This window comes from Alcaligenes faecalis (assembly GCF_041521385.1).
Lineage (GTDB): Bacteria > Pseudomonadota > Gammaproteobacteria > Burkholderiales > Burkholderiaceae_B > Alcaligenes > Alcaligenes faecalis_E.
This window is the reverse complement of record NZ_CP168006.1, coordinates 1,633,650-1,651,144: the sequence shown is the minus strand read 5'-3', so window position 1 is coordinate 1,651,144 and position 17,495 is coordinate 1,633,650. Positions and strand designations below refer to the sequence as shown.

Annotated in this window: 19 protein-coding genes; 8 read left to right on the top strand and 11 right to left on the bottom strand. The window is 56.1% G+C overall.

Annotated features, from left to right (window positions below):
* Window positions 1-551 precede the first annotated feature (551 nt).
* The gene (locus ACDI13_RS07455) at window positions 552-2,201 is read left to right on the top strand and encodes an AMP-binding protein (protein ID WP_316990535.1); all 1,650 of its coding nucleotides are present in this window, start codon (window positions 552-554) and stop codon (window positions 2,199-2,201) included.
* A 54-nt stretch (window positions 2,202-2,255) separates the two neighbouring features.
* Here the strand turns inward: ACDI13_RS07455 and hemL are convergent, their stop codons facing one another.
* The 3 genes from hemL to ACDI13_RS07440 are packed head-to-tail and all read right to left on the bottom strand — an operon-like array spanning window position 2,256 to window position 5,072.
* Window positions 2,256-3,539, bottom strand: a complete 1,284-nt coding sequence (hemL, locus tag ACDI13_RS07450; protein ID WP_316990534.1) for a glutamate-1-semialdehyde 2,1-aminomutase — start codon at window positions 3,537-3,539, stop codon at window positions 2,256-2,258.
* A gap of 44 nt (window positions 3,540-3,583) precedes the next feature.
* Window positions 3,584-4,270, bottom strand: coding sequence for a thiamine phosphate synthase (thiE, locus tag ACDI13_RS07445; protein WP_316990533.1), 687 nt, complete (start codon window positions 4,268-4,270; stop codon window positions 3,584-3,586).
* Window positions 4,263-5,072: a bifunctional hydroxymethylpyrimidine kinase/phosphomethylpyrimidine kinase gene (locus ACDI13_RS07440; RefSeq protein WP_316990532.1), complete on the bottom strand. Its 810-nt coding sequence runs from the start codon at window positions 5,070-5,072 to the stop codon at window positions 4,263-4,265. The genes thiE and ACDI13_RS07440 overlap by 8 nt, the downstream gene beginning before the upstream one ends.
* 140 nt (window positions 5,073-5,212) lie before the next feature.
* Between ACDI13_RS07440 and ACDI13_RS07435 the strand changes: the two genes are divergently transcribed.
* The 4 genes from ACDI13_RS07435 to ACDI13_RS07420 all read left to right on the top strand — a co-directional run bounded on the left by ACDI13_RS07435 (window position 5,213) and on the right by ACDI13_RS07420 (window position 7,223).
* Complete coding sequence (locus ACDI13_RS07435) at window positions 5,213-5,377, top strand: rubredoxin (RefSeq protein WP_316990531.1); 165 nt, start codon at window positions 5,213-5,215, stop codon at window positions 5,375-5,377.
* A 112-nt stretch (window positions 5,378-5,489) separates the two neighbouring features.
* Window positions 5,490-6,011: a YqgE/AlgH family protein gene (locus ACDI13_RS07430; RefSeq protein ID WP_372373106.1), complete on the top strand. Its 522-nt coding sequence runs from the start codon at window positions 5,490-5,492 to the stop codon at window positions 6,009-6,011.
* Window positions 6,004-6,435, top strand: a complete 432-nt coding sequence (ruvX, locus tag ACDI13_RS07425) for a Holliday junction resolvase RuvX (protein WP_316990529.1) — start codon at window positions 6,004-6,006, stop codon at window positions 6,433-6,435. The genes ACDI13_RS07430 and ruvX overlap by 8 nt, the downstream gene beginning before the upstream one ends.
* Before the next feature lie 23 nt (window positions 6,436-6,458).
* Window positions 6,459-7,223, top strand: coding sequence for a lysophospholipid acyltransferase family protein (locus ACDI13_RS07420; protein WP_316990528.1), 765 nt, complete (start codon window positions 6,459-6,461; stop codon window positions 7,221-7,223).
* Between the two features lie 5 nt (window positions 7,224-7,228).
* Here the strand turns inward: ACDI13_RS07420 and ACDI13_RS07415 are convergent, their stop codons facing one another.
* From ACDI13_RS07415 to mpl, 8 genes are all read right to left on the bottom strand, one after another.
* The gene (locus ACDI13_RS07415; protein ID WP_316990527.1) at window positions 7,229-8,065 is read right to left on the bottom strand and encodes a symmetrical bis(5'-nucleosyl)-tetraphosphatase; all 837 of its coding nucleotides are present in this window, start codon (window positions 8,063-8,065) and stop codon (window positions 7,229-7,231) included.
* Window positions 8,066-8,068: 3 nt separating this feature from the next.
* The gene (gene lptG, locus ACDI13_RS07410) at window positions 8,069-9,229 is read right to left on the bottom strand and encodes an LPS export ABC transporter permease LptG (protein WP_316990526.1); all 1,161 of its coding nucleotides are present in this window, start codon (window positions 9,227-9,229) and stop codon (window positions 8,069-8,071) included.
* 53 nt (window positions 9,230-9,282) lie between these two features.
* The gene (gene mtgA, locus ACDI13_RS07405; RefSeq protein ID WP_372372962.1) at window positions 9,283-10,053 is read right to left on the bottom strand and encodes a monofunctional biosynthetic peptidoglycan transglycosylase; all 771 of its coding nucleotides are present in this window, start codon (window positions 10,051-10,053) and stop codon (window positions 9,283-9,285) included.
* Window positions 10,004-10,855 carry a shikimate dehydrogenase gene (aroE, locus tag ACDI13_RS07400; protein WP_316990524.1) on the bottom strand — a complete coding sequence of 284 codons (852 nt, stop codon included), beginning with the start codon at window positions 10,853-10,855 and terminating at the stop codon, window positions 10,004-10,006. The genes mtgA and aroE overlap by 50 nt, the downstream gene beginning before the upstream one ends.
* 106 nt (window positions 10,856-10,961) lie before the next feature.
* Window positions 10,962-11,831 (bottom strand): TonB family protein, encoded by an 870-nt coding sequence (locus tag ACDI13_RS07395; protein ID WP_316990523.1) that lies wholly within the window; start codon window positions 11,829-11,831, stop codon window positions 10,962-10,964.
* Window positions 11,832-11,836: 5 nt separating this feature from the next.
* On the bottom strand, window positions 11,837-13,726 hold the full coding sequence (locus tag ACDI13_RS07390) for an RNB domain-containing ribonuclease (RefSeq protein WP_316990522.1): 1,890 nt from the start codon (window positions 13,724-13,726) through the stop codon (window positions 11,837-11,839).
* A 42-nt stretch (window positions 13,727-13,768) separates the two neighbouring features.
* Window positions 13,769-14,356: a YqiA/YcfP family alpha/beta fold hydrolase gene (locus tag ACDI13_RS07385; protein WP_316990521.1), complete on the bottom strand. Its 588-nt coding sequence runs from the start codon at window positions 14,354-14,356 to the stop codon at window positions 13,769-13,771.
* A 30-nt stretch (window positions 14,357-14,386) separates the two neighbouring features.
* Entirely contained in the window at window positions 14,387-15,751 is a 1,365-nt protein-coding gene (gene mpl / locus ACDI13_RS07380; protein WP_316990520.1) for a UDP-N-acetylmuramate:L-alanyl-gamma-D-glutamyl-meso-diaminopimelate ligase, read from the bottom strand.
* A 156-nt stretch (window positions 15,752-15,907) separates the two neighbouring features.
* Between mpl and ACDI13_RS07375 the strand changes: the two genes are divergently transcribed.
* The 3 genes from ACDI13_RS07375 (at window position 15,908) to accB (ending at window position 17,491) form a co-directional block, all read left to right on the top strand.
* On the top strand, window positions 15,908-16,357 hold the full coding sequence (locus tag ACDI13_RS07375) for a TlpA family protein disulfide reductase (RefSeq protein WP_372372960.1): 450 nt from the start codon (window positions 15,908-15,910) through the stop codon (window positions 16,355-16,357).
* A 161-nt stretch (window positions 16,358-16,518) separates the two neighbouring features.
* Window positions 16,519-16,953 (top strand): type II 3-dehydroquinate dehydratase, encoded by a 435-nt coding sequence (gene aroQ / locus ACDI13_RS07370; RefSeq protein WP_316990518.1) that lies wholly within the window; start codon window positions 16,519-16,521, stop codon window positions 16,951-16,953.
* An 85-nt stretch (window positions 16,954-17,038) separates the two neighbouring features.
* The gene (accB, locus tag ACDI13_RS07365; protein WP_094197734.1) at window positions 17,039-17,491 is read left to right on the top strand and encodes an acetyl-CoA carboxylase biotin carboxyl carrier protein; all 453 of its coding nucleotides are present in this window, start codon (window positions 17,039-17,041) and stop codon (window positions 17,489-17,491) included.
* The last annotated feature ends 4 nt before the right edge of the window (window positions 17,492-17,495 follow it).

The following is a 17,495-nucleotide window of genomic DNA, read 5'->3' as shown; positions in this document are numbered from 1 at the left end:
GGCAAGGGTGACAAGGTATTGAGTAAGACAATGCAAATTCTTGTCTGCTATTTACTTTTGTAACCGTGGCTTTGATTACGGTGTAGACAGCGCCTTTACTTTGATTCGATGCGTTAAGCCGTCTGAATTCAAGTGATTATTTAGTTGAAGTATAAGGCATTTGCCTCTGTATCGTCCGTTTGCTTAATCATTTTCCTGCTATTTAGGATGTTTTTTTAGTTTTTGGGAATAATGCTTGGGGTAAGTTTTCTTAATTGAAAAATTGGCAGATGACGGATTGATTTATTTCTTATATCTTGAAATTTTTTATTAAACTTTCCGCTGCCTGGGCAAGACTTCACGGATTTTCAAGCTAGTCTGGAGTGTCATCTGAAAACGGTGGGTAGTGACGCGCTACTGCGGATAACCCGTAGTCAGGTTTACTGATGTTGGGACGTTTTTTTTGCTAATATCCTTTAGGACTAAACAATATAGACCTTGCCAATCTGGCCGGCGCCGTTGAGGGATAGGGTCTACGCCTGAGTGGGGCGTAATCTACGCAGGAGATAAGGATGGAACGTTCAGCGCACCTTGATACCTTTGCACGTGACAATCTGCCACCCATGGAGTGGTGGCCGGAGATGTTGCTGGAAGGAAATCCGGATGTGGACTATCCCGCTCGTCTAAATTGCGCTGTTGCGTTGTTAGGGGAGCAGGTAGCAGCGGGGCAGGGTGATCGCGTGGCTTTGCAGTGGGCACAGGGTGATGAAAATCGTAGCCTGACCTACCAGCAGCTAGATGTGCTGACCAATCGTATAGCTCATGTGCTGGTTGAGGACATGAAGTTGGTGCCTGGGAACCGGGTTTTACTGCGTGGCCCCAATAACCCCATGATGGCTGCTTGCTGGTTGGCCAGCATCAAGGCCGGTCTGGTTACGGTTCCTACCATGCCTTTGCTGCGCGCGGTGGAGTTGAAGACGATTCTGGACAAGGCCGAGATCCATGCCGCCTTGTGTGATGAGCGTTTGCGTGAAGAGCTGGAACACTGCATGGACTCCGCGCACGATTCCTACACGCCTGTTCTGAAACAGTTGCTGTGCTTTAACGATGAAAGCGCCCATGGTTTGGAAGCCCTGCTGGCTGACAAGCCTGAAGAGTTCATCGCCTGCGATACGGCGGCTGATGATGTTTGCCTGATCGCCTTCACGAGCGGCACGACCGGTCAGCCCAAAGGTTGCATGCATTTCCATCGTGATGTGCTGGCCATGTGCGATACCTTCTCGCGCCATGTGCTGCGCTTAAGGCCCGATGATGTGGTTTGCGGTACACCTCCTTTGGCCTTTACGTTTGGTTTGGGCGGTTTGTTGTGTTTTCCGCTGCGTGCAGGTGCATCCACGGTATTGCTGGAGCGCCTGACGCCTTCCGATCTGCTGGGCATGATTGATCGCTTCAAAGTGACCATGAGCTTTACCGCACCCACCTTCTATCGTCAGATGGCAGGGTTGGTGGATCGTTACTCCTTGGCCAGCTTGCGTGCCACCGTGTCGGCAGGCGAAGCCTTGCCAGACGCGACACGTCAGCTTTGGAAGCAGGCCAGCGGTATCGAGATGACGGACGGCATTGGTGGCACGGAAATGATTCATGTGTATGTGTCCAGTCCGCCGGAAAAAGTACGTGCCGGTGCAATCGGCCAAGTGGTACCCGGTTATGTCGCCACGATTCTGGACGATGACCTGAACCCGGTGCCCGTTGGTACGGTGGGGCGTTTGGCTGTTAAAGGCCCAACGGGCTGCAAGTATTTGAACGACGAACGCCAGAAGTTATTTGTTCAGGGCGGCTGGAACTTCCCGGGTGATACGTTCAAGATGGACGAAGACGGCTACCTGTATTATCAGGCCCGTAACGACGACATGATTGTTTCCTCGGGCTACAACATTGCAGGCCCAGAGGTGGAAGGTACCTTGCTCAAGCACGAGGCTGTTGCCGAGTGTGGCGTGGTGGGGGCTGCGGACGAAGAGCGTGGCCAGATTGTGCAGGCTTTCATTGTGCTCAAGCCCGGCTTTACCGGCAGCGACGAGCTCAAGAAAAAGCTGCAGGATTTTGTGAAGGAGAATGCCGCTCCCTACAAATACCCGCGTGCCATCGAATTTGTGGCTTCCTTGCCGCGTACTGAAACGGGCAAGTTACAGCGTTTTGTGCTGCGTCAGATGGCGCAGGACTGAGCCATCAGGCAATAAAAAAGCGGGCTTAGGCCCGCTTTTTTGTGTCCGGCGCGTTTAGTTTTTGAAAGTGGCAAAAATTTCGCGGGCCGCTTGCACGGTTGCGTTGGTGATGTCGGAGGTGTGTTGTACCGACACAAAACCGGCCTCAAAGGCCGATGGCGCAAAGTACACGCCCTTATCCAGCATGGCATGGAAGAATTGCTTGAAGCGTTCGATGTCGCCCGCCGAGACTTCGGCCAGAGACGTGGGAACATGCTCGCTGAAGTAGATCCCGAACAAACCGCCTTGGTGGTCGGCGGTGAAGGGTAAACCGGCTTCTTTCGCTGCGGTTTTCAAGCCCTGAATCAAGTTGGCGGTGTTGGCGGTCAGGGTGTCGTAGAAACCGGGTTGAGCCAGTTTCTTCAAGGTGGCCAGACCAGCCGCTACAGCGACAGGGTTACCGGACAGCGTGCCTGCCTGGTAGACACCACCGACGGGAGCCACGCATTGCATGATGTCGCGGCGGCCACCGAACGCACCGACGGGCATGCCGCCACCAATCACCTTGGCCAAGGTAGTCAGGTCTGGGCGAATGCCGGTCAGGCCTTGTACGCCTTGCGGGCCAACACGAAAGCCGGTCATGACTTCGTCAAAAATCAGCACGGCGCCGTATTCGGTACACAGCTCCCGCAAGCCTTCCAGAAAGCCGGGGGCTGGGCGCACCAGGTTCATATTGCCGGCAAAAGGCTCAACGATAATGCAGGCGATTTCGTCGCCCTTTTGTTTGAAGGCATCGCGCACGGCATCCAGGTCGTTGTAGTCCAGAACCAAGGTATGGCCTACAAACTCGGCCGGTACGCCTGCGGAGGTGGGGTTGCCAAAAGTCAGCAGGCCGGAACCGGCTTTGACCAGCAGGCTGTCAGCGTGGCCGTGGTAGCAGCCTTCAAATTTGATGATGGTGTTGCGACCGGTAAAGCCGCGGGCCAGACGAATGGCGCTCATGGTGGCTTCAGTGCCGGAGCTGACCAGACGCACTTGCTCGATGGAGGGCAGCATCTTGGTCAGGGTTTCAGCCAGTACGACTTCGCCTTCGGTCGGTGCACCGTAAGACAGGCCATGAACGGCTGCTTCTTGTACGGCCTTGATGACGTCCGGATCGGAGTGGCCCAGAATGGCCGGGCCCCAGGAACCGACGTAGTCCGTGTATTGCTGGCCGTCAGCATCCCAGATGTAGGGGCCTTGGGCGCGTTCGACAAAGCAAGGTGTACCGCCCACGGAACCGAAGGCACGGACGGGCGAGTTGACGCCGCCGGGAATGACTTTGCAGGCACGTTCAAAAAGTTCGGAGTTACGGGACATGAGGCAAGAATCCAGAGGTGAAAAGGTCAAGGCCAGGCAAGGACTCAGCGCACAAAGCGCGATGCGTCCTGAGCGTGAAAATAGTCGGTAAAGCGTTGCGCCGTGGCGCGTATGTCGCTGGTTTCAAACAGGCTGCTGATAACGGCAACGCTATCAACCCCCGCCTCCAGCAGTTCGGGCATTTTCTCGGGTGTGATGCCGCCAATGGCAACAATGGCAGCACGCCGTCCCTCGTGTTCTTGTTCTTGGCAAAGCAATCGGGCTTGTCGCACGGTGTTCAGTTCAGCCGGTGGTGCTTCGGGTTTGACGCTGGAGGGGTACATGGCCCCGAAGGCAATGTAGTCTGCATCGTCCGCCAGGGCCTGGCGAGCCAGATCCAGACTGTTGTAGCAGGAGCGTCCCAGCAGGGCGTGCGGTCCCAGTGCCTGACGGGCCTGGCTCAGTGCGCCATCGCTTTTGCCCAGGTGTGCGCCCTGCACGTCAAGCTCTTGCGCCCAGTTCCAGTGATCGTTCACCAATAGCGGTAGATCCAAAGACAGGCACAGCTTGATCAGCTCTTTGAGTTGTTGCTGGCGGATGGGTTCCGGGCCGTTCTTGCGACGAAACTGCAAAACCTGCAAACCACCGTCGTGAGCGGCACGCACTGCGTTCAATAAGCGGGTGGTGTCGTCCCATTCGGGAGTAATGCCGTATAGACCGGCAGGAAAGCGCAGGGTGGTGGCGTCAGTCATCTTGGGGGGCAACAGGGTTGAACAGGCGGTGGCCCATACCGGGCTGGAAGGTGTTGCTGGCACGTGCCTGCAGGTGCAACAAGGCTGATTCTACCGCGTTATCCAGTTCGTGACCTCGAGCCAGAAAGCTCAGGCAGGCGGTAGCCAGCAAACTGTCTATGTCCTGCTGGCGCAGGCCGCCATCCAGCGGCATGCTGTAGTCCAGACGGCCATGATGCCCCTGGAAGCGTGTGTGCCATTGCCCGGCAGCCCCTGGCACGCCTGTCACCAGTACGGCATTGGCGCCGTTGTTCAGCAGGGTTTCTACGGCATCCGGGGTATCGCCCAGCAACTCGTCGGCTTGCCAGCGTTCCAGGCTTGGATGGTCGATCAATAATAAAGAGCTGAGCGGCAGGAGCAGGCGTAAACTGGCATCAAGCGCATCGTCAGCATCCAGTTCGTCCAGTCCGGTGGGCATGGTGCTCAGGTGCAGCACTAAAGGTAGTTCAGGGTAGTCGGAGCATAGCTCGGCCACCATGCTGGCGATTTCCGGGCTGTAGACGGGGCCACACTTGATGGCTTGAATGTTCATGTCTTCCAGCAAGCAGCGCGCCTGGTCGTCGGCAATGTCTTCTGCCAGGGTCTGGATGTTTTCTTGCTGGGCACTGTCGCGTACCAGCAAGGCAGTGGGCACACTGACGACATGGCAGCCCAGTTGAGCGCCAGTAATGCCATCTGCAGGCAGGTGGGCGCCACCGCTGGGATCATAAGGAGCCAGCACGAGCGCCAGGGCAGGACTTGAATTTTTGATTTCAGCAGCCATCTTGTCTTGGATGCACATGCAGGGCCAGTAAGGCTCTGGATGTCACAGGTTGAGTAATTTAGTAATATGAACCCCATTTTAATGGATTGCCCCGATTTGCACGCGGATCGGACTATGTTTACAAATACAGTAGGAATACTATGCGTACGTGGATGTGCCTGATTTGCGGCTGGATTTATGATGAAGAAGCAGGTTTGCCTGAGGAAGGCATTGCGCCAGGCACACGTTGGGAAGATGTCCCTCCGAACTGGGTCTGTCCCGAATGCGGCGCCCGTAAGGAAGACTTCGAAATGATCCAAGTGTGATCATCTCAAGTTCCAAGGTGGTTTGTTTTGACGGGAGGTGTGTATGAGTGCCACTAGCCAGTCCCCGCTAATCCAAGAAAGCGCCGACTTAACGCACCACCTGTTACTTGCCATGCCCGGTGTGGTGTCGGGCAGTTTGGCCGACACGGTGATTTATGTCTGTGAACATAATGAACAAGGTGCTTTGGGCCTGGTCATTAATCGACCAACGGATCTGAGCCTGGTTGAACTATTGTCTCGCATCGAAGTGGAGGTGGAGAACCGGGCTGATCTAGCCGGGACTTCGGTTTATTTCGGTGGGCCCGTGCAAACGGATCGCGGCTTTGTCCTTCATGACTCCGACAAAACCTATACTTCCAGTCTGGGGGTGGGGGATCTTACCCTGACCACTTCCCGCGATGTGCTGCAGGACGTGGCTCAAGGCCAGGGGCCAGTGCATATGCTGGTCACGTTGGGCTATGCTGGTTGGGGTGCCGGTCAACTGGAAAGCGAGATGGCCGACAACGCCTGGCTGAGCATCAAGGCTACCCATGAAATCTTGTTTTCCACCCCAGTTGGGGAGCGTTATGATCGCGCCCTGGCTTTGCTGGGAATCAGTCCTTTTACCCTGACAGGTGCGGCGGGCCATGCCTGAACACGATACGCCGTCAACGGTTAGCTCGGCACAAACCTTGCTGGCTTTTGACTACGGCCTGAAAAAAATTGGCGTGGCGCTGGGCAATACCTTGACGCGCCAGGCCCGCCCTTATACGATTTTGCGGCCCGTGACACGGGAGCAGCGTTTTGCGGCTATCGAGGCTTTGCTCAAGGAATGGCAGCCTGATCGCGTCGTGGTAGGTTTGCCTTTGACTCTGGATGGCGGTGAGCAGTATGCTTCGCTGCGGTGCCGGCGTTTTGCCAACCAACTGCACGGTCGCTACGGTGTTGTAGTAGACCTGGTCGATGAGCGGGGCTCCAGTATGGAGGCTCAAGAATTGCTGGGCAATAATGACGATGATGATGCCATGGCAGCTTGCGTGATCCTGCAGCGATATCTGGACAGTCTGCCACCGGCCTGAGCCCTCTATAAGGTTGCAGCCTTTTGATAAGTTTATTTCGTTTTAGTTGGCGCGCTGTCGTTCTGATTGTGTGGATCGTGATCGGCTTGTTCAGCGTCGGTTTGCTTTTTCCGGTATTGCGTCCAGGCGGACGTCGCGTCATGGTGCTGCGCATGTCACGCCTTTTGATGCTGATCTGTGGCGTACGCGTCATTCAACACGGTCAGGCAGTTCAGGATCGCGCTGTGCTGTATGTATCCAACCACGTGTCCTGGCTGGATATCTTTGTGATCAATAGTGTGCGCTGCACTTCTTTCATTGCTAAAAGCGATATTCGACGTTGGCCTGTCATTGGTTGGTTGGTCGCGGGCGCAGGAACTGTCTTTATTGAGCGTGGCCAGCGTCGTGCCATTCAGGTTGTCAGTCAGCAAATGGCAAGCTGCTTTGAGCGCGGTGACGCTGTCGGGCTGTTTCCTGAAGGCACCACCTCCACAGGAATGGATGTCCGACCTTTCCATGCCAGTTTATTTGAGGCTGCCATTGCCTTGAATGTCGATATTCAACCGATGGCTTTGCTGTTTGAGCAAGCAGGGCAACGCAGTGAGCGTTTTGCCTTTGTGGGTGAACAATCTCTGGTAGCTAATATTTGGGTCTTGCTAAGCGCCCGTCAGGTGTCGGTGCATTGCCATTTTCTTGATCTGATCCCAGCTCAGTTCTGTACGGAATGGGGGCGCGCACAAACGGCACAAAATGCCCGTGAACAGATTCGCGCAGTCGTTTGCCCGGAAGCTGTGACTGTCGCGGCCTGATAGGCTTAGCCCGGTTTTTTGCTTTCCGGGCAATGAATCTGAACCAGATGCCGGTCTTGCAGACGAACAGCACTAAGCTGACGACCCCAGACGCAGCCGGTGTCCAGGCTGATTACCGTCGGTGTATTCAACAAGCCCAGCGTAGACCAATGACCAAAAATAACAGGTACCTGGGCACAGGCACGATTCGGCAGTTCATACCACGCTAACAGGCCTGATTCGGTATCCGGGGCCCCCTTGTGCTTGAAGTCCATGCGGCCATTGAGATCACACATACGCATGCGTGTCAGGGTGCTGACAATGGCCCGCAGGCGGTCATAGCCTTGCAAGTCGGTATCCCAACGATCCGGCTTGTTGCCAAACAATTCGATAATCTTGTCTTGCCAGTCATCCGCACGCAGCAGCGCCTCCAGCTCGTGAGCGTATTCCAGTGTTTGTTGCGGGCTCCAGTCTGGATGCACACCGGCATGCACCATCAAATGACCGTGCTCGTAGTGGGCTAGTGGCTGGTGTCGCAACCAATCCAGCAGTTCTTGGGCATCAGGGGCGGCAAGCAGTTCTTGCAAGGTGTCCTGTTTGCTGGATTTGCGTACACCTGCCGCGACGGCCAGACAGTGAATGTCGTGGTTGCCCAGCACGCAGACGGCGCGATCCCCCAGGGAGCGAATGAGACGTAGCGCACCGAGCGAATCCGGGCCACGGTTGACCAGATCGCCCGCGAACCAGAATTTGGCCTGGTTATCGGCCGCGACATCGGGATGGCTGAGCAAGCTGTCCAGAGGGCGGCAGCAGCCTTGAATATCACCAATCGCCCAGATGGCAGGGGAAGTAGCTAAGGACATGGTTTAGTTAGTGGTGCTGGAGGTGCGACGGCGCCGGTTGTGCCGGTTTTCCATCATGATAAGGGCACTCAAGGCCATGGCCATGGCAATCAGGTTTGGCACCAGTGCGGTGACCCATGGTGCCAGGTTACTGAGCATGGCTACATTCAGGGCCAGTTGGTTGATCATGAAAAAGCCCACGCCCAGCAAGATGCCGGTAAAGACCTTGGTTCCCACACCGCCGTGGCGCGTCTGCATAAAGCCGATAGGTGCCGCAATAGTAATCATGACCAGCAAGGTGAAGGGGTAGGCAACTTTGCGCCACAAGGCGACAACCTGACGTTTGGTTTGCAGCTTGTTGGCATCCAGATAGCCAATGTAGTCTTTCAAATCCAGAATGGACATGCGCTCGGGTGTGACGACTCGGGCAATCAGACGATCGGGAGTCAGTGTGGTGGTCAGTGACAGGTCTGGGCGTTTTTCGATACGAACCAGAGGCTGATCCGGGGTCTTATCTTGCGCCAAGGCCTCGTGGGATTGTTCACTGACATAGGTTTCGGTCACGTCCTGCAAGTCCAGTTGATTCTTGTGGAATTGACCGGTTGGCGCTTGTGTCATTGAGCTTAGGCGTTGTCCATCCGAGAAGTCGAACACGCTGACATCGCTGACTTTGCCATCGCCTTGCAGGTTGGCAATATTGATGATGCGCACTCCGCCATTGTCATTGCTTTCTTTGAACCAGTAGCCGCTGTCCAAGCGCCCGCCACCGGAGCGGCCCAGCAAGGCCATACCTTGCTCACTGGATTTGACTTCGGCCATTGGTGTGACGTATTCGGAGAGCACAAAAGCACCGGCCACCAAGGGCAGGGTAATGGTCCAGAGCATCAGCATCATATGTAGGCCGCTGACGCCTGAGGCGCGCAAAATCACGAGCTCATTGCGTTGTGCCAAGCTGGCCAGGGCCAAGGTGGCGCCAATCAACAGCCCAATGGGGAGCAGGTCGTACAAACGGGTAGGTAGCTCCAGGGCCTGGATGTAAAACAGATTCATCAGGGTGAATTTGGAGCCTACCTTGTCCAGCTCTTCGATCAGGGCGAAAAAGCTAAACAGGCCAAGCAAGGCAATCAGCACCACGGCGCTGGAGCGATAGATTTCGGAAGCGAGATAGCGGCGAGCGGTGCGCATGAAAATAGGGCCCAGGAAAGACGTGGCTAGCTTAACAAAAATGCAGATTGCAGTCAGGGAATAGCGACTTGTCGCATACGTTGACTGATGGTGCGTGTGCGCGATTGCAAGTAGGGGCTGTTGCGGTTTTTGTCATAGTAGGCTGGATTGGGCAGCATGCTTGCCAGACGGGCGGATTGCATGGCGCTGAGCTTGGTTGCATCAACCTTGAAGTAGTGGCGTGCCGCCGCCTGGGCGCCAAAAACGCCTTCCCCCCATTGGGCTACGTTCAGGTACAGCTCCAGAATGCGTTCCTTGCTCATGACGGCTTCAATCATATAGGTCAAAATCAGTTCCTGACCTTTACGCAAATAGCTGCGGGACTCTGACAGAAACAGATTCTTGGCCAATTGCTGGGAAATGGTAGAACCTCCGCGACGGCGGCTAGAGCCTTTTTCTGACTGGCGGCGGTTGTATTCCCAGGCTTGACGAATGGCATCCCATTCGACACCAGTGTGGTTCAGGAAGTTTGAATCTTCGGAGGCAATCACCGCACGTTTCAAGTTGACGCTGATCTTGTCGTAAGGCACCCACTGATAACGCAGTTCGGCGTCTGCATCGGCGCTACGCAACTGGCCCTGTTCTGCCGCCATGAAGGTTGTCATGCGTGGCGGCATCACGCTGTACCAGAGCACCATGACAAATAGGGCAATCTGATAGATCAGGACACCGGCAGCCACAGCCAAAGCAGCTAGGCCAGCCAGTTTCCAGGGATGGATCAGTAGGCGACGCACGTCAGACTTGTCCGATTTCCTGGCGTAGCGTGGCCAGTACAGGTTCGACATTGGCCGCTACACCGTGCCAGATTTGAAAACTGGCCGCCGCTTGGCCGACCAGCATACCCAGGCCATCGACGCTCTGTGTCGCACCGGCCTGTTCGGCGGCGCGCATGAAAGCGGTGGGTTCGTTGGCATAGAACATATCGTAAGCCAGGGAGTTGCTGCGATAACGGGCGTTGGGCAGTTCGGGCAGGTTTTGATTCAGGCTGGCCGAGGTGGCATTGATCACAATGTCCCAGTCGCCACAATGATCGTCCAGGCCGCCCGCGCTCAGGCGGCGCGAGGCATCCGGGTCCAGCGCAACGACCTGCTCACGAATGTCGTAGGCTTTGGCACTGGTGCGATTGATGATGTGCAGCATCTCGCAACCGGCCTCCAGCAAAGGGAACACCACCCCGCGCGAGGCGCCACCTGCACCGATCAGCAAGATACGCTTGCCTTCCGGCTTGTGGCCAACACGTAGCAGATCCGCGCACAGGCCCACGCCATCAGTATTGCATCCATGCAGTTGGCCATCCTCCAGCCACAAGGTATTGACGGCCCCGGCCATGCGAGCGCGACGGCTCAGGCGCGGGCCGACCAGATCATAAGCTTGCTCTTTGAAGGGCAAGGTGACGTTCAGGCCACTGCCGTTCTTGAAAAACGCTTCCACGGTGACGGCAAAGCCATCCAGCGGTGCCAAGATACGCTCGTAGCTCAGGGCCAGGTTGAATTGACTGGCAAACTGCGTATGGATTTGCGGGGAGCGGCTGTGCTCGATAGGGTGGCCAATAACGCCGTAGCGCTTGGCGGGAGTCGTGTCGGGCATGGTTGAGCAATACTAGTTTTGTTGTGAGTGGTCAGCCCTTAGGCCGCAAGCCGGTATTTTACCCTAGGGGCTGCTCTCGTTTGGGCTTGCTGTGGACAATATGCGCTTACTGCGTATCTCCGCCGTGCATGCTGAGTGTGTCATGCGTAAAGCTCCAACTGCGAGTAATGACGAGTACATCGGCGCCAGGGGCCACGTGTTCGGGTAGGGGGGCGAACGGGGCGGCCAACTCAACAATCCGTCGTGCAGCCAGATTCAGGGCGGCCTGATCCGAAGGCTGAGTAATCTGGGCGCGTAGCAAGCTGCCATCGCGTCGGATGTAAACCGTCATTTGCAACTGGCCGTATAGCTGTTTGCCGTCCTGCTTCGGATAGTGACGCGTGCCAGTTTGCTCAATTTTTTGACGCCATTGGTCCAGATACTGGGCCTGCTCGCTGGCTTTGGCGCTAGGGCCGACATAGTGATAGCGCGGTTGGCGTTGTTGCTCACGGATTTGCTCGCGCAAAATAGCCAGCTGGCTATTGTGAATGTGCGGATCCAGATCATGGTCATCCGGGCCGGGTTCAATGGAGGCACCAATATATTCAGGGTTGGGTGTGGAGGGAGGCGCTTTGTCTAGACTGTCCAGTTCACCCAGCAGGCGCTGCTGCTCAGCTTCCAGGCTTTGTTGGCGGGCACGCAATGCCTCCAGTACTAATTGGTTAGGCAAGTTGGGGTCGGTCAGCGGCAATGGGTTGCTGGCCTGTCCTTGCTGATGCTCTCCGCCACCGTCCAGATTCAGTTGTGCCAGCAGTTGGGGACTTAAGGGCGCCGAGTCGGTACTGAAATTGACCAGTGCCACATCCAGATTATGGGCCGGTGCTGATGAGGGGGGGCGGCTGGGCCAGAAGATCAGCAACAGGTGAAACAGTGCCGAAAGGGCGACCGCCAGCCACAGATAGTCTTTGGGTGCGTGGCGGCGGTCGGGCTTGACCATGATCGTCAGTCAGCCGTGGCGACCGAGCGCAAGCGGGCTTCTACCGTCAAAGCCAGTTCGTCGAAAGACAACAGATCCAGCGTCACTTCCTGCCCACGATCCAGAGCAGGTAGGCCGGGTACATGAAGCACCAGCGGCGCATTGCTCAGGCGCACCAGATCTTCTTTGATGAAGTTGGCCTGGACCTGCTTGATGTCGTTTTGTTGCAGCCAGCGCAGGCACCAGAAGCGTTCCAGAGAAGACTGGTAGTCCGACCACTGAGTGTATTGTGATTCAAAGGCGCCAATAATGGCGTACAGGTCTGCATCTTTAGGCTGGAAGGGGGCCGCCAGACGCGCAGAGATTCCGTGCTCGGCAGCCGCCAGAATCTGGCCCTGGTTGATCAGGTCCACATAGCGACGTAGGGGCGAGGTAGACCAGATGTATTGCGGTACACCAATGGATTCGTGTGGGCCAGGCGTGGTGGACATGCGTGTACGCATGAATTGCTGGGAGCGATAGATGCCAGGTACATTGTGCTCGGCCAGCAAGCCGCCCCACAGTTGATTGGCCAGAATCATGTATTCAGCAATCAACAGGCTTAGCGGGGCATTGCGCACGCGAGGCACCAGACGAATGATGGAGTTGGGGTCGTCGTGCGGGCCATCCAGTTCAAAACTGTATTCCACACGGTTATTGTTTTCTGGCTTGCCTCTTACCGCTTCACGCTGAGCCGATAATTGGCGCGAGAAGTTCCACAGCGGGCGCAGCCATTGTGCATAGGGCAGCTCGGCATTTTCGTCGGCCAGGGCTGCTTCGCTGATCAGTGGGTCCAGCTCGTGCTGACGCAAGTTGCCCGCCACGGTAATGCGCTCTAGACGGGTGTGATGTGACAGGATTTCGCCGGTGCTGATATCCGCGTCTACATACAGTGACAGGGTAGGGCGAGTCTGGCCTTGATCCAGCGAGAAACGCGCGATCAGTTCGGGCGGCAGCATGGGAATCTTGTGGCCGGGCGTGTACACCGTGGCCATGCGATTGCGAGCAATCTGGTCGATCTCGTTGCCGCGTGTCATGGCCAGCGAAGGCACGGCGATGTGAACCCCGACACGCAGGCGCCCCGGCTCTGGGTGTTGGACGGACAGGGCATCGTCAATTTCAATCGTATTGGCGTCGTCCACCGAATAAGCGGTGACATTGGCCTCGGGCAGATCCTGCCCCCAGTTTTGCAGGGCAATACTGGGAAAGCCCGTGCCTTTGGGGAAATGTGCGGCCAGAAAGCGATGTTGATGCAAGGTCAGCGGATTGGACCAGGCCCCCAGCGATAGCAGCAGCTTTTCAGTACTGACGCCTAACTCTTTCTGAGCCTGATCAAAAGCTTTCCATTCCAGTGTGTTCTTGTCTGGCTGGGTCAGGAAGGTGCCGGCCTTTTCGGCGACTTCGGGGGGCAGTTCGCCCTTGATCATCTGTTCGGCCCAGACCTGGATTTGCTCTTGCTGTAGACGTTTTTTCTCAATGGCAGCCAGGGCAGCTTGTAAAATTTCCGGCGGGGCGGGGCGGTACAGTCCTTTGCCGCGACGGTGGAAGTAAGCGGGCGCACTATGCAGGGCAAAGATGGTGCCGGTTTTTTCGACGGCGCTGGGCGCGTGACCGAAGTATTCCTGTGCCAGTGTGGAGGCCTCAAATTCGTCCTGAGGGGCGCATTCCCACAAAAAGTTGATATCCAGGGATTCGGCCAGGGCTTGTGCTTTTTCCAGCAGCTCTGCCGGTGCAGGCTGCTCGAAGGTAAATAGAACGCTGTTCTTCTTTATTTTGCTGCGTTTGCCAGACGCGGATTCCACCTGCATGGTGGTATCGCTGTCAGAAAATATTTTTTCTGCTTTGAAATTACCGCTGTCTTCAAAAAGGACGTACATGATTTTCCATCTGGATGGGGCTGGCCATCCGGTAAAGATAAATTAAGGGTGTGGCAGGGCAAAGCGCAAAATGTCGTCGATCCAGGGATCAAAGTCGGTCAGGCCGTGGTCTCCGCCTTCTAGAATGTGCCCTTGGCTACCTTTGTACCAGTCTGCCATTTCGCGCCAGTTCAGGACTTCATCACCTTTAGCGGCCAGTAGGTAAAAGCGTTGAGGATCGACAGGGCGCGGTACGTGAATGTCGTTCAGTTCATCCACATACTCGGGCAGGAAATGAAAAGGGTCGGGCGAGTGATAACAGATATGTTCGCCCACCTGTGTAGCCAGATCCCGTCCTGCATAGACTGCCGGGTTAAGCAGCACCGCGCGGCTGTGGTAGTGCTGCGCCAAGTGGCTGGCATAGTAACCGCCCAGCGAGGAGCCAATCACACATAACTGATCGGCCGTCATGCCCGCCTGTATTTCTGTATCCACAATGCGCTTGCACATGGCAATGGCCTGGGCCGGGCTGGCGGGCAATTGTGGACAGCGCCACAGGTGCAGCAAGCCTCTGTCTTGCAGGGTTTGTTTCAGGCGCTGCGCTTTATAGGACGAGGGCGAGGAACGAAAGCCGTGTAGATAGAGGATCATGGGGAGGCACCTGCTATATGGATGAGGGGGTCAGCGTGACAATTGATCCAGCAGACGCTGATGAATGCCACCAAAGCTGCCGTTACTCATGACGACAATGGCATCGCCGGGCTGGCTGGCCTGAACAATGGCCTGAACCATTTTATCCAAATCATTCCACGCTGTGGCGCGATTACCCAAAGGAGCCAGTACCTGAGCCGCATCCCAGCCCAGTGCGTGCTTGCCCTGGGCTTCGCCGTAGCAAAACACCAGGTCGGCATCTTCCAGCGAACCGGGCAGCCGGGACGCCATGGCGCCCAGCTTCATGGTGTTGGAACGCGGCTCCAGTACGGCCAGAATCCGAGAGGTTTTGCCGGTTTGGCTGCGCAAGCCCGACAGGGTGGTGGCAATGGCGGTGGGGTGATGTGCAAAATCGTCGTAGACGGTAATGTCATTGACCACGCCACGCACTTCCATGCGGCGCTTGATACCGGCGAACTGGCTCAGCGCAGCGCAAGCCTGTGCGGGCTTGACGCCTACATGGTAGGCAGCGGCAATGGCGGCCAGGGCGTTCAGGCGATTGTGTTCGCCGGTCAGGGTCCATTGGACCATGCCTTGGGACTGGCCTTGGAATATCACTTCAAAAGAGGTGGCGCTGATTGCCTGGCTGTCCCAATCCCCTTCGGGGCCAAACTGCTCGACCGGTGTCCAGCAACCTCGGGCCAGGGTTTCGTCCAGACTGGGGGTGTGGGTAGGGCGCAGAATCAGCCCGGTGGAGGGGATGGTACGTACCAGATGGTGAAATTGGGTCTGGATGGCGTGCAGATCAGGGAAGATATCGGCGTGATCGTATTCCAGATTGTTCAGGATGGCTGTGCGAGGCCGGTAGTGAACAAATTTGGAGCGTTTGTCGAAAAAGGCGGTGTCGTATTCGTCGGCCTCGATCACAAACAGGGGGTGCTCAGGGTGGAAGCGGGCCGATACGCCCAGGCCTGGAGCCACGCCACCGATCAGAAAGTTGGGGCAGAGCCCGGCCTGTTCCAGAATCCAGCCCAGCATGGAGCTGGTGGAGGTCTTTCCGTGCGTGCCAGCCACGGCCAGAACGTGCTGCTTGTGCAGGATGTTCTCGCCCAGCCATTGAGGGCCGGAGGTGTAAGGCAGACCCTGGTCCAGAATCGCTTCCATCAGGGGATTGCCGCGCGTGACCACATTGCCCACTATATAGAGATCGGGGGACAGCGTGGTTTGCTCTGCGCCAAAGCCTTCAATAAGCTCAATGCCTTGTTCTTCCAACTGTGTGCTCATGGGCGGATAGACCCCGGCATCGCAACCTGTCACTGTGTGGCCAGCCGAGCGGGCAATCAGGGCCAGGCCGCCCATGAATGTGCCGCAAATCCCTAGTATATGTATGTGCATGACAATCCTCCGGCCTGTATTCTAGACGACTGTTTGATCTGATGCGTGAGCTTTGGTGAGGGGCGATGCTATCATCTTCAGATGATTCTTTTTCAGGTGTGAGCCGGTATGCGTAGGCGTCTTTTTTTACAGAAATCGCTAGTGTGTGCAAGTCTTTTGGCCTTGCATCCCGCTCCTTGGGCTAGTTTGCTGCCTTCAGACCCCTTCCTGGCGCAAAGTTTCAAGGATCTTCAGGGCGAAGATCAGGCACTCTCTACTTATATAGGCAAGCCCCTGGTGGTCAACTTCTGGGCTACCTGGTGTGCGCCATGCGTCAAGGAAATGCCGGATCTCCAGGAACTGCACCAACGCTATCCCGACGTGAACTTTGTGGGCATCGCAGTGGACTCGCTGGATAACGTGACCGAGTTTCTGGAGCGCGTGCCCGTCAGTTACGACATTTTGCTGGCTGGTTCGGGTGGCTTGAAACAAATGCGCAGCGTGGGTAATAAAAAGGGCGGATTGCCCTTTACCGTAGTCTTTGGCAGCAACGGCCGGGTCAGCGAACGTATTTTGGGCCAGATAGATCCCGAAAAGTTGGACGAAGTTATTAAAGCTCAACGCTAACTGGCCGACTTTTTCGCTTAATTTCGTCAAATTGCCGGTCTGCTCCATCCCTGTTTAAAACGGGATTGGACCAATGCTAACTGTTTGTAAGCCAAGCAGGTTTATGGACAAATGACGTTATTTAGCGTAAAAAGGCGGTCTGTCTTGACGAAAAATCCGCTATGGCGAAACATGTCCTGGTCCTGAATGGGCCTAACCTTAACCTGCTGGGTACCCGGGAACCCGATGTCTATGGACATCAGACTCTCGACGATATCAATAATGGTTTACAGGTGCTGGCCGACCAGTATGGCGCGCAGTGTCATTTTTTTCAAAGCAATCACGAAGGCGGGCTCGTCGATCGAATTCATCAAGCCCGTACCGAGGGCGTCGATTTCATCCTGATCAATGCTGGGGCTTATACCCATACCAGTGTAGCGATACGGGATGCACTTGCCGGTGTCGGTATTGCGTTTATTGAAGTTCATCTGTCCAATGTTCACCGTCGTGAGCCGTTCCGTCACCACTCTTATCTCTCTGACATCGCTAGCGGTGTCATTGTTGGTTTGGGGGCGTATGGTTATGAAGCCGCCCTGCGGTTCGCTTTGAATAGTTAGGTGGTTCGTTTCGTTTTTTTGACCAATATTTTTTAATGCCGTCCTGACCCGGTCAGTGGCTAGTACGGCGTTGCGGGAAGTACGCATGGATCTTAGAAAACTCAAAACCCTGATCGATCTGGTCGCCGAGTCTGGCATTGCCGAACTGGAAATCACTGAAGGTGATGACAAGGTTCGCATTGTGAAATTTTCGCAAAGCTCGGCCGCTCCTGTGGTCTATGCTCCCGAGGCTCCTGTCGCCCAGGTGGTAGCCCCCGCTGCTGGCGCTCCTGCCGCGGCACCCGCAGCACCGGCCGCTCCTGAGGGCCACGCCGTCAAGGCTCCTATGGTTGGCACCTTCTACCGTGCTCCTAGCCCAGGTGCTTCTCCTTTTGTGGAAGTGGGCCAAACGGTCAAGGAAGGCGAGCCTTTGTGCATTATTGAAGCCATGAAGTTGCTCAACGAGATCGAAGCCGACAAATCCGGCGTGATCAAAGAAATTCTGGTTGAAAATGGCGGGCCGGTGGAATACGGCCAGACTCTGTTCGTCATCGGTTGATGAT